The organism is Pseudomonas sp. GW822-FHT04C11, from assembly GCF_058800905.1.
Window position 1 is genome coordinate 41152 of record NZ_JBXAMS010000014.1, and the last position, 14945, is coordinate 56096.

At 60.3% G+C, this 14945-nt stretch carries 12 protein-coding genes; 9 read left to right on the forward strand and 3 right to left on the reverse strand.

Annotated features, from left to right (window positions below):
- The first annotated feature begins 10 nt into the window (after nt 1–10).
- Nucleotides 11–1633 (forward strand): MFS transporter, encoded by a 1623-nt coding sequence (locus tag AC1RJ3_RS21110; protein WP_103316448.1) that lies wholly within the window; start codon nt 11–13, stop codon nt 1631–1633.
- Nucleotides 1634–1721: 88 nt separating this feature from the next.
- On the opposite strand, the gene AC1RJ3_RS21115 is transcribed toward AC1RJ3_RS21110, so the two are convergent.
- Nucleotides 1722–3155: a serralysin family metalloprotease gene (locus AC1RJ3_RS21115; RefSeq protein ID WP_493080315.1), complete on the reverse strand. Its 1434-nt coding sequence runs from the start codon at nt 3153–3155 to the stop codon at nt 1722–1724.
- Between the two features lie 280 nt (nt 3156–3435).
- Between AC1RJ3_RS21115 and AC1RJ3_RS21120 the strand changes: the two genes are divergently transcribed.
- From AC1RJ3_RS21120 to AC1RJ3_RS21150, 7 genes are all read left to right on the forward strand, one after another.
- Nucleotides 3436–3789 carry a hypothetical protein gene (locus tag AC1RJ3_RS21120; protein ID WP_054598352.1) on the forward strand — a complete coding sequence of 118 codons (354 nt, stop codon included), beginning with the start codon at nt 3436–3438 and terminating at the stop codon, nt 3787–3789.
- 390 nt (nt 3790–4179) lie between these two features.
- Complete coding sequence (locus tag AC1RJ3_RS21125) at nt 4180–4470, forward strand: hypothetical protein (RefSeq protein WP_347926988.1); 291 nt, start codon at nt 4180–4182, stop codon at nt 4468–4470.
- Between the two features lie 287 nt (nt 4471–4757).
- The gene (gene mgtA / locus AC1RJ3_RS21130) at nt 4758–7472 is read left to right on the forward strand and encodes a magnesium-translocating P-type ATPase (protein WP_054597685.1); all 2715 of its coding nucleotides are present in this window, start codon (nt 4758–4760) and stop codon (nt 7470–7472) included.
- 113 nt (nt 7473–7585) lie between these two features.
- Entirely contained in the window at nt 7586–7798 is a 213-nt protein-coding gene (locus AC1RJ3_RS21135) for a hypothetical protein (RefSeq protein ID WP_493080318.1), read from the forward strand.
- Nucleotides 7799–7826: 28 nt separating this feature from the next.
- The gene (locus tag AC1RJ3_RS21140) at nt 7827–9521 is read left to right on the forward strand and encodes a Na/Pi cotransporter family protein (RefSeq protein ID WP_493080320.1); all 1695 of its coding nucleotides are present in this window, start codon (nt 7827–7829) and stop codon (nt 9519–9521) included.
- On the forward strand, nt 9509–9862 hold the full coding sequence (locus AC1RJ3_RS21145) for a DUF2493 domain-containing protein (protein WP_347926991.1): 354 nt from the start codon (nt 9509–9511) through the stop codon (nt 9860–9862). Before AC1RJ3_RS21140 ends, AC1RJ3_RS21145 begins: the two co-directional genes overlap by 13 nt.
- 96 nt (nt 9863–9958) lie before the next feature.
- The gene (locus AC1RJ3_RS21150; protein ID WP_493080322.1) at nt 9959–11902 is read left to right on the forward strand and encodes a DNA topoisomerase III; all 1944 of its coding nucleotides are present in this window, start codon (nt 9959–9961) and stop codon (nt 11900–11902) included.
- Nucleotides 11903–12345: 443 nt separating this feature from the next.
- Here AC1RJ3_RS21150 and AC1RJ3_RS21155 read toward each other — a convergent pair whose 3' ends face one another.
- Nucleotides 12346–13365 carry an AbrB family transcriptional regulator gene (locus AC1RJ3_RS21155; RefSeq protein ID WP_347926993.1) on the reverse strand — a complete coding sequence of 340 codons (1020 nt, stop codon included), beginning with the start codon at nt 13363–13365 and terminating at the stop codon, nt 12346–12348.
- A 6-nt stretch (nt 13366–13371) separates the two neighbouring features.
- The gene (locus AC1RJ3_RS21160) at nt 13372–13545 is read right to left on the reverse strand and encodes a hypothetical protein (protein WP_347926994.1); all 174 of its coding nucleotides are present in this window, start codon (nt 13543–13545) and stop codon (nt 13372–13374) included.
- A gap of 883 nt (nt 13546–14428) precedes the next feature.
- On the opposite strand from AC1RJ3_RS21160, the gene AC1RJ3_RS21165 reads away from it, so the two are divergent.
- Nucleotides 14429–14794 (forward strand): DUF6124 family protein, encoded by a 366-nt coding sequence (locus AC1RJ3_RS21165; protein WP_493080325.1) that lies wholly within the window; start codon nt 14429–14431, stop codon nt 14792–14794.
- Nucleotides 14795–14945 lie beyond the last annotated feature (151 nt).

The following is a 14945-nucleotide window of genomic DNA, read 5'->3' on the forward strand; positions in this document are numbered from 1 at the left end:
GGATACCGACATGTCAGAACAGGCTCAAGCCATCGCCGCAACGCTCAGCGCCGGCACCAGCAAGGAAACCCGGACAGTCATCTTCGCCTCGTCCCTCGGGACGGTGTTCGAATGGTATGACTTCTTCCTCTACGGCGCCCTCGCGGCGGTGATCAGCAAACAGTTCTTCGCCGGGGTCAACGACACCACCGCCTTCATCTTCGCGCTGATGGCCTTCGCCGCCGGTTTCATCGTGCGGCCGTTCGGCGCTCTGGTGTTCGGTCGACTGGGGGACATGATCGGGCGCAAATACACCTTCCTCGCCACGATCATCCTGATGGGCCTGGCAACCTTCTCCGTCGGCCTGCTGCCGACCTACGCCAGTATCGGTATTGCCGCACCGATCATTCTGGTGGTGCTGCGCATGCTTCAGGGTCTGGCACTCGGCGGCGAGTACGGCGGTGCCGCGACCTACGTGGCAGAACACGCGCCCGTCGGCAAACGCGGTTTCCACACCAGCTGGATTCAGTCCACCGCGACCCTCGGTTTGCTGCTCTCGCTGCTGGTGGTGCTCGGCTGCCGCTACTTCACCGGTGATCAATTCGAAGTCTGGGGCTGGCGCATTCCGTTCCTGCTGTCGATCGTGCTGCTGGGCATTTCGACCTGGATTCGCCTGAGCCTGCACGAGTCGCCGGCCTTTTTGAAAATGAAAGAAGAAGGCAAGTCCTGCAAAGCACCGATCCGCGAATCCTTCGGTAACTGGGAAAACCTCAAAGTCGTGCTGATTGCATTGTTCAGCATCAACGCCGGGCAAGCGGTGACCTTCTATGCCGCACAGTTCTATGTGCTGTTCTTCCTCACCCAGTTCCTGAAAATGGACCCGGCCCTGGCCAACACCTTGCTGATTGTCAGCGTGGTGATCGGTGCACCGTTCTTCATTTTCTTCGGCTGGCTGTCGGACCGGGTCGGGCGCAAACCGATCCTGATGATCGGCCTGTTGCTGGCCACCGTGCTGTACTTCCCGATCTTCAAAACCCTGGCCCATTACGCCAACCCGGCCATCGACCGCGCCAGTCAACAAGCGCCGATCAGCGTGCTGGCCGACCCGGCCACCTGCACCTTCCAGTTCGACCCGGTTGGCAAGGCGCGGTTTGACAGCCCCTGCGACAAAGTCAAAACCTTCCTGGTCAAACAAGGCCTGCCTTACAGCAGCAAAGCCGCCGCCGCTGGCAGCGCGGTGCAGGTCAGCGTTGGCGATGTCACTATCGATGGTTACGACGAAGCCGCCCTGCGCGGTGCCGTGACCCTGGCCGGTTACCCGCAACAGGCGGACACCCAGCAGATCAACAAACCGATGATCGTCGTGCTGATCGTCGCGCTGATCATCATTTCGGCGATGTGCTACGGGCCGCTGGCGGCGCTGATGGTCGAACTATTCCCGACGCGCATCCGCTACACCTCGATGTCCCTGCCGTATCACATCGGCAACGGCTGGTTTGGTGGTTTCCTGCCGACCGTATCGTTCGCGCTGGTGGTCTACACCGGGGATATTTTCTACGGGCTGTGGTACCCGATACTGATCACCGGGGTGAGCCTGGTGGTGGGCATGCTCTGCTTGCGCGAAACCAAGGACGTGGACCTGGAGAAAAACTGACGGCATAAAAAAAGTCCGCCCATGTTGGCCCTGGGCGGACTTTCATTTCACTGCACGGAACCGCATCGGCGGTTCCTGTCAGCAGAGTTTAGGCGACAATATCAGTGGTTGCCGCCTGACCGACCGTTCCCACGGCAAAATCTACCGCACCGTGGCCGGTGAGATCGATATACAAACTGGTCTGGTTGGTCTGTGCGAAGTACGTCAGGATCGCGTCGCCGGCATGGCCGGTGAAGCCACTGACGAAGTTCAGCGTGGCGGCGCCAGACGCGAACTGCGCGATGCCCGACAGGTCGATCTTGTCCTCACCGCTGGTGAAATCCATGATCCAGTCCGGCGCGGTCATGGTCGAATCGGATGCCGCGCCGAACACGAAGGTGTCCGCCCCTGCCCCGCCCCACAAGCTATCGCCGCCACCGCCGCCGTAGAGGATGTCGTTGCCGACACCGCCTTCGAGCAGGTTGGCCACCGCGTTGCCGATCAGCAGGTCATTGCCCGAACCACCGATAGCGTTTTCCAGGGTTACGCCGTGGGCGATGGACACGTTGCCGACCAGGCCGCCAACGTCAGAGAACGAGCCTTGGTTGAGGTTGATCTTCTGGTTCTGGCTGAAGCCCGAGAAGTCCAGGGTGTCGTTGCCGCCACCGTCCCACACCGAGAACACCACTTTCGATTCAGCCGACGTGGCGCTGTAGAAATCGCGACCGGCGTTGGAGTTGAAGCCATAGACCGTATCATCGGCACGGGTCTCGAGGTTGGCACCGTAGAGTTTTTGCACCGCGACAATGTCATCCATCAGCGGTGCCGAGGCGTACGCACCGCTGCCATCCTTGCTGAAGTCCTGACCGGTGTTGCTCTCGCTCCAGTAGCTCATCAGGCTGTAGCCGCGCGTGTCCTGAGCGTAGGTCACGTCGTTATAGGTCGGGTTGCCGCTACCCGCGTTATAGACGCCCGGATGGGACAGGCCCAGGCTGTGACCGATTTCGTGGGTCAGGGTCTGACGCCCGTAGTTGTTGGTGCCCGGCGTCTCGTTGACCCGGTACTGATCGTTGATAAGGTACCAGGACTGACCGTCGTAGCTACCGCCCGACGGCAAGTAGGCGAACGCCGCGCCACCGGTGCTGACATCGTAGTTACCGAAGCTCAGGTGCCCGTCACCGCCTGCGGCCCCTTCCTTGAAGGTGACATTGGCCACGTCCGACCAGGATTGCAGAGAGAGTTTCGCCTGGGCTTTCTGCAGATCGCTGAACTCGCTGAAATGACCCAGCTTGGTGTTGTAGTTCGCCGGCGCCGACGTCATGAAGCTGAAGCTCAGTTCGACTTTGCCATTGCCGTCCGTGTCGTGCCAGGACAGGTTTTTACGCAGAATCTGATCAGCCGCCTGATCCGCGGTGAACGACGGTTTGCCGTTAATCAGCTCAGCGCCACCGCGATCATACAAATGGCTGAAGGCATCGACCTGACTGTAGGCCGAACTGACCTGCCCTGAAGAAATGAGCGCTTTTGCTTTGGCCTGTGACATCACTTACGTCCTTGTTTCAAATAGTCGGTTCCGATAGACCACGGCGACCCCTTCGCGAGATCGTCCTATCACTCGCCCTGTTGAAGGCGTAACGAAACTGACACAGTTTGAAGCAGCGGGGCTATTGAATTTTTAGATAGCCACCGCTCAAGGGCGAAGCGTCATGCCTCTTTTTTTGACCGGACTGATGGTACGCCCCTTCATCGCCAGCTGATTGACGTCTGCCCCCTGCAAGCGCGAGATAACAGGTTCAGCAATGTTCGAACAAGGGGAGTTCAACATGGTCAATGTCACCGTTTTGGCAGGAGATTTTCAACAAGGCGATAGCGAGTACCGTGAAGGGGCGTTGCAGTTGAAAACCCTTTTCAACCCTAACCAGGAAATCAAAGTGCGGCCCTCGGCATTCAAAACCCTGGAAGTGGCAACCGAGGACAGCGTGACCAACAAGGATGCGATTGGCTACAGCATCGCCGGCGCCATGCTGCTCGGCCCCATCGGGGCAATCGCCGGCTACCTGATGGCGGGCAAGGAGACCGAGATTACGTTCATCGCCACGCTCAAGGATGGTCGCAAGCTGTTGGCGGCAACGGACAGCGATACTTACCGGGATATTTCCCGACACATGCATCATTAAGCGTTACAGCGTAATCCCTTGTGCTCATGACGACTGAATGTCATGAGCACTTCGCGCCTTAATATCGATCACTGTCGACTGCAATTATTCTGACCGTCCCTTCTGCACTGTCCTTATCTGTCTAATGCCTTAACAACATGGATTTAAGGTTGACGTCAGCGGGCTGCCTGAGTACATTGCCCGGGCCGGTAACTCAGGCCTTTTTTCAACTCACAAAAGAATCCAATGGACACAGTATCTAGACGCTGTCTGGCTGATGCGTTTTCGCAGAGCTGGGCACTTAACCCAGAAAATGACGGGACTCGACTCCTCGGTCGGGTGAGCTGCGCTAGGGCTTGACGCTCCATCGTAACTTGCCTCTCCGGCGTCAGTCCGGTTGCGAGGCATGTTATGAACTTCAAATCTACTGTAATGCCAGGTGTACGCGCCTTCGCCTCGACGATGCGCGTAAAGCCTTGCCGTGAGCGCCCTGTGGCGACTCGTTCGCCGTTTTCCTCCCCTTCTTCGCGCACTCAGGCTCAGTTGCGTGCCACTTGGCGCGTCTGCCCGTCGACCGGCCAACTTCAGCAACGCTGGAGCCTCGACGAAAGCCAGGAACCACCGAGTTGGTGCTTTGCGCACCTCCTGCAGCAGGCCAGCGTATGGCTCGGCCTGCACCTCGGGGCACGCACTTTCAGTTGATCTGAAAGTACTTCCAAGGGTGTATAACCAGCGTTTTCCTTAATAAGGAATTCGGCAACTTTCTATTGCCTATTTAACACACAGACTTCATGAGGTTCGTTATGGACGAGGCCAGTAGTAGGTTCGCTGCATGCCGTTTTTTATTGGGCGTGCAGCGAACGTTAAACACTAAAAAACACAATAACTTTAATCGACCGCTTACTTGCGACTCGACCTACATTCGCTCGCCTTTAATTAGCTGAGTTTGCAGTGTGTCGTGCCGCAAGACTGCGGCAGGAGCACACGCAATGACCCTTGTAAAAGATCCGAAAAAGCACGTCCGGGGCGCCACGAACGACGACACCAAGCTGTCGATGCGCGCCGCCCGTGAGGCGCAAAACGGCCTCGCAGTTACCCTCGCCAACGTCAAGACTTCCGCCGACGGCCTGACCGAGCTTGATGCCGAAGGCCGCCTGCAACGCGAAGGCTTCAACGAAGTGGCGCATGACAAGCCACCTCACGCCATCGTCCAGTTTCTCCAGGCCCTCAACAATCCGTTCATCTATGTGCTGCTGGCGCTGGCCGGCATCAGCTTCGTGACCGATTACTGGCTCCCACTCCAGGCAGGCGAAGAAATCGACCTCACCAAAGTCATCATTATCATGACCATGGTGTCGCTCAGCAGCCTGCTGCGGTTCTGGCAGGAACACCGCTCGGCCAAGTCGGCTGAAGCGCTCAAGGCCATGGTCCGCACCACCGCCACCGTGCTGCGTCGCGAGCAAATGGGCATGAAGCCCAAACTGCGCGAAGTGCCGATGCGTGAACTGGTGGCCGGCGACGTCATTCAGCTGTCGGCCGGTGACATGATCCCGGCTGACATTCGCCTGATCGAATCCCGTGACCTGTTCATCAGCCAAGCGGTGCTAACCGGCGAAGCCTTGCCGGTGGAGAAATACGACACCCTGGGCAACGTCGCACAGAAGTCCGCCTCCGCGACAGCCGCCGACCAGTCAAACCTGCTGGACCTGCCGAACATCTGCTTCATGGGCACCAACGTGGTCAGCGGCACCGCCCGAGCGGTGGTGGTCGCGACTGGTCCACGCACCTACTTTGGATCGCTGGCCAAAGCCATCGTCGGCTCGCGGGTGCAAACCGCCTTCGACCGTGGGGTGAACAGCGTCAGCTGGCTGCTGATCCGCTTCATGCTGGTCATGGTGCCGATCGTGTTCCTGCTCAACGGTTTTTCCAAAGGCGATTGGGCTGATGCGCTGATGTTTGCCCTGGCCGTCGCGGTCGGCCTGACCCCGGAAATGCTGCCGATGATCGTCAGCGCCAACCTCGCCAAAGGCGCGATGGCGATGGCTAAACGCAAAGTCGTGGTCAAGCGCCTCAACGCCATCCAGAACTTCGGCTCGATGGACGTGCTCTGCACCGACAAGACCGGCACCCTGACCCAGGACAAAATCATCCTCGAGCACCACGTCGACATCAATGGCCGGCGCGACGACTCGATTCTTGAACTGGCGTGGCTCAACAGCCATCACCAGAGCGGTCTGCGCAACCTGATGGACCAGGCGGTGGTGCAATTCGCCGAGCGCAACCCGACGTTCAAGATCCCGTTCGCCTACAGCAAGATCGATGAGCTGCCGTTCGACTTCATTCGTCGGCGCCTGTCGATCATCGTCAAGGACAGTCGCGACGATCATCTGCTGGTCTGCAAGGGTGCGGTCGAGGAGATGCTGAGCATTTCCAGCCACATCCACGAGAACGGCGTGGTGGTTGCACTGGATGAGCAGCGTCGCAAAGCGCTGCTGGCGATGGCCAACGAGTACAACGAAGACGGTTTCCGGGTGCTGGTGGTGGCGACTCGAGAGATCCCGAAAGCCCAGAGCAAAAACCAGTACAAGACCAGTGACGAACGCGAGCTGGTGATTCGCGGCTTCCTGACCTTCCTCGATCCGCCGAAGGAAACCGCTGGCCCGGCGATTGCCGCGCTGCGCGACATGGGCGTGACCGTCAAGGTGCTGACCGGCGACAACGCAGTGGTCACCAGCAAGATCTGCCGCGAAGTCGGCCTGGAGCCCGGCACGCCGCTGCTCGGCCAAGACATCGAGAAGATGGACGAGTCGACCCTCAAGTTGCGGGTTGAAGAACGCACGGTGTTTGCCAAGCTCACGCCACTGCAGAAATCCCGGGTACTGAAGGCGCTGCAGTCGAACGGTCACACCGTCGGTTTCCTCGGCGACGGCATCAACGACGCCCCTGCCCTGCGCGACGCCGATGTCGGTATTTCGGTCGACAGCGGCACCGATATTGCCAAGGAATCGGCGGATATCATCCTGCTGGAAAAGAGCCTGATGGTGCTCGAAGAAGGTGTGATCAAAGGTCGCGAGACCTTCGGCAACATCATGAAGTACCTGAACATGACCGCCAGCTCGAACTTCGGCAACGTCTTTTCAGTGTTGGTGGCCAGTGCCTTCATCCCGTTCCTGCCGATGCTGGCGATCCACCTGCTGCTGCAAAACCTGATGTACGACATCTCCCAGCTGGCGCTGCCGTGGGACAAGATGGACAAGGAATACCTGCGCAAGCCGCGCAAGTGGGACGCCAAGAACATCGGGCGCTTCATGCTGTGGATCGGGCCGACCTCGTCGATCTTCGACATCACCACCTTCGCCCTGATGTGGTACGTGTTCTCGGCCAACAGTGTGGAAATGCAGACCCTGTTCCAGTCCGGCTGGTTCATCGAAGGCTTGCTGTCGCAGACGCTGGTGGTGCACATGCTGCGGACCCAGAAGATCCCGTTCTTCCAGAGCACCGCGGCCTTGCCGGTGATCCTGATGACCGGGCTGGTGATGGTGCTGGGCATCTACATCCCGTTCTCGCCACTCGGCACCCTGGTCGGTCTGCAACCGCTGCCATGGCAGTACTTCCCATGGCTGGTGGGCACTCTGCTCAGCTACTGCGTGTTCGCCCAGTTGATGAAGACCTTCTACATCCGCCGCTTCAAGCAATGGTTCTAAGGGCCTGATCCAGGCGCGGCTGGCGAGTGATCGCCGATTGCGCCCTTACTCAACGGCGACGTCATGGGCGGCTTCGGTGCCCATGACGCGGTGAGTTTTCAGAGAGCACAGATATGAAACCTGTCGCACAACAACACCTTTACGCTCTGGCCAAACGGGCACTGGTGTCGCTGCTGGTAACCGGCCTGACCCGAATCGCAACACTGCTCACCTGCGCCAGCGTCAGGCTGTATGCCCGAGGCTGGTTGAGCGGCATTGAAATCAGATTCCTGCTGGGGTTCTCCAGTGCCATACATCGCACCGCCCTGCGGCTCGCGGTCCGCTAAAAAATGAAACAGCAAAGGGAGAGTCCTCATGTCGGGAACTACTCTATTGATCAACCTCGCCGGCTCCATCGCACTGATGCTCTGGGGCACCCATATGATTTCTTCGGCGCTGTTGCGCGGCTTCGGCACGCCTCTGCGCCAATGGCTGGGCAAAAACCTCAACAACCGCTGGATGGCCGTGCTCTCGGGCGTCGGGATCACCGGCATTCTACAAAGCAGCACCGCCGTCAGCCTGATGGCGACCTCCTTTACCGCAGCCGGAGCCCTGGGCCTTGCGCCAGCGTTGGCGGTGATGCTCGGGGCCAATATTGGCTCGACGCTGGTGGTGCAACTGCTCAGTTTCGATATTTCGATCGTCACCCCTATCGTCCTGCTGGCCGGGTTCATCGTCTTCCGCCTGCGTGATGACTCACGCTACGAGAGCGTCGGTTGCGCGCTGATCGGCCTGGGCTTGATGCTGCTGGCGCTGCGCATGCTCGGGTCGACGCTGGGAGAGGTCGAAGGCACGCCGATCTTCCATGCACTCATGCACAGCCTCGATGGTGACATGATCATTGCCTTGCTGGTGGCGATGCTGCTGACCTGGATCTGCCATTCCAGCGTCGCGGTGGTGTTGCTGATCGCCTCGCTCGCCGCCACTGGTCTGCTCTCGCCGGTGACCAGCATGGCGCTGGTGCTCGGGGTGAATATCGGTGGCGCCCTGCCCTCGGTGCTCAACGCCAGTTCCGCCGTGGCCCGGCGCTTGCCGGTCGGCAACCTGCTGGTGCGGGTCATCGGGGCGCTGGTGTGTTTGCCGTTCGTGCCGATGCTGGCTCAGAGCAGCCCGATTGCAGAGCTGACACCCGCGCTACGGGTGGTTTGCTTGCACACCAGCTTCAATCTGCTGCTGGCGCTGGTGTTCATCGGCCTGATAGAACCGCTGGCGAAACTGCTGACGCACCTGCTGCCGTCACCGGCGCGGGATGTTGATCCCGGCATGCCGCTCTATCTGGATGAAGCCGGCCTCGCGGTGGCGAACATTGGCCTGTCCAACGCGGCACGCGAAGCCCTGCGGCTGGCCGACATGCTCTCGATTATGCTCAACCGCGTGCTGCAACTGTTCCAGACCTCGGACCAGCGCAACGCCGATGAGGTACGGCAGATCGACCAGTCCCTGGATCTGCTCAGCGCAGCGATTCGTGCCTATCTGGCGGACATCGGCCAGGAAGGCATCAGTGACAGTGACGCCGATCGCTCGCAGGAAATCCTGATGTTCGTGATCAACCTGGAGCACGCCGCCGACATCCTGTCCACCAGCCTTGCGCAGTTGGCCGCGCGCCGACTGCGGCGCGGTGAAAACTTTTCGGCCTTCGAACTGGGCACGCTCTATCCGCTGCACAACGAGCTGCTGGAAAGCCTGAGCCTGGCGATTACCGTGTTTCTTCGCGAAGACCTTGCAACCGCCCACTATCTGGTCAACCGCAAAGAATCGGTCAGAAGGCTCGAAGCTGCGGCCAGCCGGGCGCACTTTCGTGCCCTGCGCGAAGACAAAAGCGCCTGGGCCGAGTCCGGTGACATCTTTCAACGGCTGCTGCGCGACTACCGACGCGTGCATCACCACATCGCGGCGCTGGCCTACCCGGTACTCGAACGCGCCGGGGAACGCGATATCGAGAGCAATGACCTGGCAGATAGTCATCCGCAACCGTCTGCCGACAAGGATCAACTGCCATGCGCGTCCTGATCTGTGCCGGGCGCTATTACGCTGACACCCGTACCTGCCGCCGGGTACTGGAAGCCTTCCAGTGCCTGCATGAAGTGCGCGTGCTGATCCACGGCGGCAATCAGTTTCTGGGCGGAGACATCGAAAACTGGGCCCGGGAACTGGGCGCGAACATCGTGCGCTACCCCGCCAACTGGCAACTGCACGGCAAGCTGGCGGAGCGTCTGCGCAACAGCTTCATGCTGCAAGACAGCCGACCCGACATCGTCATTGCGCTACCCGGTGGGGAGGACACCGAAGAGCTGATCGCGCAGGCCAGGGCGGCCGGTATTCAAACGTTGCAGATGAACGAAGGGGTTTAACCCGCCTTAACTGTACATCCATACAGATAAAGGTTGATCCACGCCGCGGTACCCCGCATGCTGTGCACCTTCAAACCCTGATGACTGATGGTGGTTATGCAGCTGTTTCTCTGTGAAAAGCCTTCCCAGGCCAAAGACATTGCGACCGTGCTCGGTGCCAGCCGGCGCGGCGACGGCTGCTGGCTGGGAACGGGCGTCACAGTGACCTGGTGCATCGGCCACCTGCTGGAAACCGCACCGCCGGATGCCTACGACGCACGTTATAAACGCTGGGTCCTGGAAGACCTGCCAATCATTCCCGAGAAGTGGAAGATGCTGGTCAAACCCAAGACCGCCAGCCAGTTCAAAGCCGTCAAACGACTACTCGGCGAAGCGGATGAACTGGTGATCGCCACCGACGCCGACCGTGAGGGCGAGATGATTGCCCGTGAGCTGGTGGAGCATTGCCGCTATCGCGGGCCGATCAAGCGCCTGTGGCTGTCGGCGCTGGACGATGCGTCGATTCGCAAGGCCCTGGCGGCGCTCAAACCCGGCGCAGAAACCTTCAGTCTCTATCACTCGGCACTCGGGCGCTCGCGTGCCGACTGGCTGATCGGCATGAACATGAGCCGCCTGTTCACCCTGCTCGGGCGCCAGTCGGGCTATCAAGGCGTGCTGCCGGTGGGTCGAGTGCAAACCCCGACCTTGCGGCTGGTGGTCGATCGCGACCGCAGCATTGCCGACTTCGTGCCCGTACCGTATTGGGCCATCGACGTACAGCTGCTGCATGACAACATCCCGTTCACCGCCCAATGGCGTGCAGCGTCAGACGTCTGCGACGAGCAGGACCGCTGCCTGAATCAGGCGCTGGCCCAGGAAGCGGCCACGGCCATGCGTAACGCCGCCAGTGCGCAGCTGGTCAAACTGCGCACCGAGCGGGTCCGCGAAGCCGCACCGCTGCCGTTCGACCTTGGCACGCTGCAAGAAATCTGCTCGAAAAAACTCGGCCTCGGTGCCCAGGAAACCCTGGATGTGGCCCAGGCGTTGTACGAAACCCACAAGGTCATCACCTACCCGCGCAGTGACTGCGGCTACCTGCCGTTGAGTCAGCACAGCGAAGCACCGGGTATTCTCGCCGCCCTTGGGCGGGCCGACCCCAGCCTTGGCGAGTTGCTCAAGCACCTTGAGCCACAACGCCGGTCGCGGGCCTGGAACGACGCCAAGGTCAGCGCCCACCACGGGATCATCCCCACGGCGGCGGCGAAAAACCTCGAACGCCTGACCGGCAAGCACCGTGCGGTCTACACCTTGATCCGGGCGCGGTATCTGGCGCAGTTCCTGCCCAATCACGAATACGACCGCACCCAGGCTGACTTCGACTGCGCCGGGCAAGCCTTGCGTGCGGTGGGCAAACTGATTGTCGAGCCCGGCTGGAAGCGCGCACTGCCCGAAGCGTTGGCCCCGGCCAAAGGACGGGAAGCTCCGGCGCCGCAGACGCTGCCGGCACTGGCTGAAGGGTGCGACTACGCCGTCGCCAACGTGACGCTGAAGGACCTCTGGACCCAGCCACCCAAGCCGTTTACCGAAGGCGACCTGATCAAGGCGATGAAGAACGTCGCCAAACTGGTGGAAGATCCGCTGCTCAAGCAAAAGCTCAAGGACACCACCGGCATCGGCACCGAGGCGACCCGCGCCGGGATCATTCAGGGGTTGCTGGACCGAGGCTATCTGATCAAGAACGGCAAGGCCCTGGCCGCCACACCGCCGGCCTTCAGCCTGATCGACGCCGTGCCCCGAGCCATCGCCGACCCCGGCACCACAGCCATCTGGGAACAAGCCCTGGACATGGTGCAAAGCGGCGAAATGAGCCTTGAAGAGTTCGTCACCAAACAAGCCGCCTGGATGAGCAAACAGGTCGGCCGCTGCACCGGCCTGCGCCTGACCATCAGCGGCCCGGCAAGCCCGGCCGGCAAAGGTGCCGCGCCCTGGAAGAACAAACGCAAGACCACCAAGCGCAAAACCGCACCTGCCACCAAACGTAAAGCAAAACCCACCTTGTAGGAGCACGGCTTGCCGGCGATGGCGATCTCACGGGCCCCATCGCTGGCAAGCCATGCTCCTACGACGGCGGGCGGTCGCTATCGGCTGTCCGCCCACTTCTATTGAAAACGCAAAAAACGAACAGCCAATTACAGAGTCGCGCCCGTAGCAGCTGTCGAGCCTGCGAGGCTGCGTTCGAGGACAGAGTCCTCGCCAATCCTGTATACGCGGTTTACCTGACGGAACGTGTTGCATGATTTCACGACCGCTTCGCCCGAGCGCGGACCGAGCCGAACGCAGCCTCGCAGGCTCGCAGGCTCGACAGCTGCTACGGTTTGCGTAACGGCTTGCGTAATCATTGATCGTTCACCCGCATGGGAACGATCAACGAAATATCGCGCTGGATAGTTTCGATCAGCCAGTGCCGCAGTAACTGATCAACAGGCTACGCTGCCTTTGCCTGATCAGGCATTTTCCCGCCGTCTACGCGCCTGAACAATCAAGGCGGGGGCGAAGTGCAACACGACCATCCGCACCAAGTGGTGGGACAGAATGAACACCACGTTCAGCCCACCACTGAACGCGACGATCGCGATGGTTTCGATGGCCCCCGGCATGTACGCCAACCATGAAGCCAAAGGATCGCTGCCCAGCAACCGCCCCGCTACCCCGGCAAACGCCGCGGCGACCAGCAACATCAGCGCAACAGACATCAACCCGGCACGGCCGTGGCGCACGAGCTCCGCCGGGGTAATGTCCTTGAATTTCGAGCCGATCAGCACACCAAGGACGACGGCGGCGGCATCAACGCTCCATGCCGGCATGTGGAAGCCATGCAGATAACCCAGTTTGACGTAGACGCCGGTGGTGACAATCGCGGTGAGCATGAACGGTGCCGGGACGCCGATGCGCAACAGCAGGCGCCCGAGCACCAGGCACAGGGCGACCAGCGACAACAACGTCAGCACGATGTTGATGCCCAGCGGACTGTTCTCGACAAGCACTGCGTCGACAGGCCCGGGGATGCAAAAACTGACCAGCACGGTGATCGACAACAGACGGACCAGGTGCACGACGATCACCTTGCTCGATGCCCGCTCGGACTCCAGCAAATCGAATACCGCCGCGAGTGCGCCTGGGTAAACGGCCAGCAGCGAGTCCTTGAGGTTCCATCCCGACACGTTGCGCAGCCACAAACCCGCCGCGACAATCTGCGCTGTCAGGCACAGCAGCAGCAAACCCAGGCTGGGCAACAGCGCGGCGACTGTCTGGCTGTCCCAAGCCTCGAACATCAGGCCGGTGGCGATCCCCAATACAATTTGCACATAGCCAAGGCCGAGCGGCATCTTCGGCGAAAATTGGCGGTTGCTGACGATCAATGCAGTCGCGAGTATCGAGCCCAGCAACAGGCCATGCGGGACGCCGGCATACTGAAAACCAGTGCCCACCGCAGTGGCAATCAGCAAACACAGTAAGGTTTTCATAGTTTCTCAAGCGCCTAATGCACGAAGGTTTTTGTAGATGATTTCAGCCTGCATCTGCAGGACATCAATATTGCTGACCGCGTAGAACACTCCTGCGGTAGGGGCGCCGATTGCGAAGATGTCGTTGCGAAGGTGGGGATCAGTAATAAGAACTGCACAGCGTTGTGCCGGCGCGAGCATAGACTCTTCCTTAAGCTGGAGTGCGGCGAAAAAACTCGCCTGGAACGACTCTGACTCGGTTCGTAACTCACCGATGAGCAGTGCAACTGGCAGGTTAATACACTACTTCATGGCTGGCTGTAAGGCGCTTCCGAAAATGATGGGCGCGAGCGAAACTGATCGTTCCCACTCCCGCGTGGGAATGCAGCCCGTGACGCTCTGCGTCACTGGACGCGGAGCGTCCCCAGAGGCATTTTTTTGCGTCGCATGGGAACGATCAACGAAATACCGCACTGGCGATTCAGCAGATGATTTCCCTGGCCGAGTGGCGGTGAATCGCGCACTGGATCACTTCGACCCACCGGAGTAACAGCGCCCGTAGCAGCTGCCGAGCCCGCGAGGATGCGTTAGAGGCGGGCCGCGTTCGGACGCAGTCCTCGTCAATCCGGCGTACGCGGTTTACCTGAACGAACGTGTTGCCTGATTTTACGACCGCTCTGCGGCCGAACGCAGCCTCGCGGGCTCGGCAGCTGCTACAACGGGTGTTTAAGCTTGCCTACGCAGTGCCCATCGGAGGCTACAACGCCTTGCGTCACGGCCTACACCTGCGCCAGAATCCGCCGGCTTGTGCGCTTTGGTCCTCGCCTCTATCGTTTCCGTGTCGCTGACCATTCAGCGAACGGGCTTGGCGGCTCGGTATTCAAAGCGCGCAACAGCGTCCCAACCATGATTGACGGCACTCTTTAGTGCCTGCTCTCCTGTGTCATGGCGGGTTGCCCAAGGATCCCTTCGGGGATGCCGGTATTTTTTCGCTTTGAACCGGTCCGCCAAACTTGTGTAACCCGCCACCTAATCTGCTTGGCGGCAGACGGTGGTAACTCACAATGACAAAGCGAGGTTCACCATGTTCAAAGCCACTCCAAATCCCCCCGAAACCGATCCGGTTTCTCCCTACGCCTCCCTCGATTCAAAAGAACTCCACGCCGCCGCACACCGTGCGCTCGACCATTACCTGGTGTTGCCTGAAACCAAGGCATTGTTAACCGACCGCCGTCCCGGCTGCATTTTCGTCATCGCCCCCGACATTGACTCTGAAACTCTGCTGGCCCACGCCTGCGAAACCCTCGCCTCGGCCAATGTCATGGCCAGCGATCTGGCGTTCGACCTCGAAGGCCCTAAACGCAACACCGCGCTGGCGATTCAACAGATGATTTCCCTGGCCGAGTTGGCGGTGAATCGCGCACTGGATCACCTCGACCCACCGGAGTAACAGCGCCCGTAGCAGCTGCCGAGCCCGCGAGGCTGCGTTAGAGGCGGGCCGCGTTCGGACGCAGTCCTCGCAAATCCTGCATACACGGTTTTCCTGAAAGAACGGGCTGCCTGATTTCACGACCGCTTCGTCCGGATGCGGCCCAGACCGA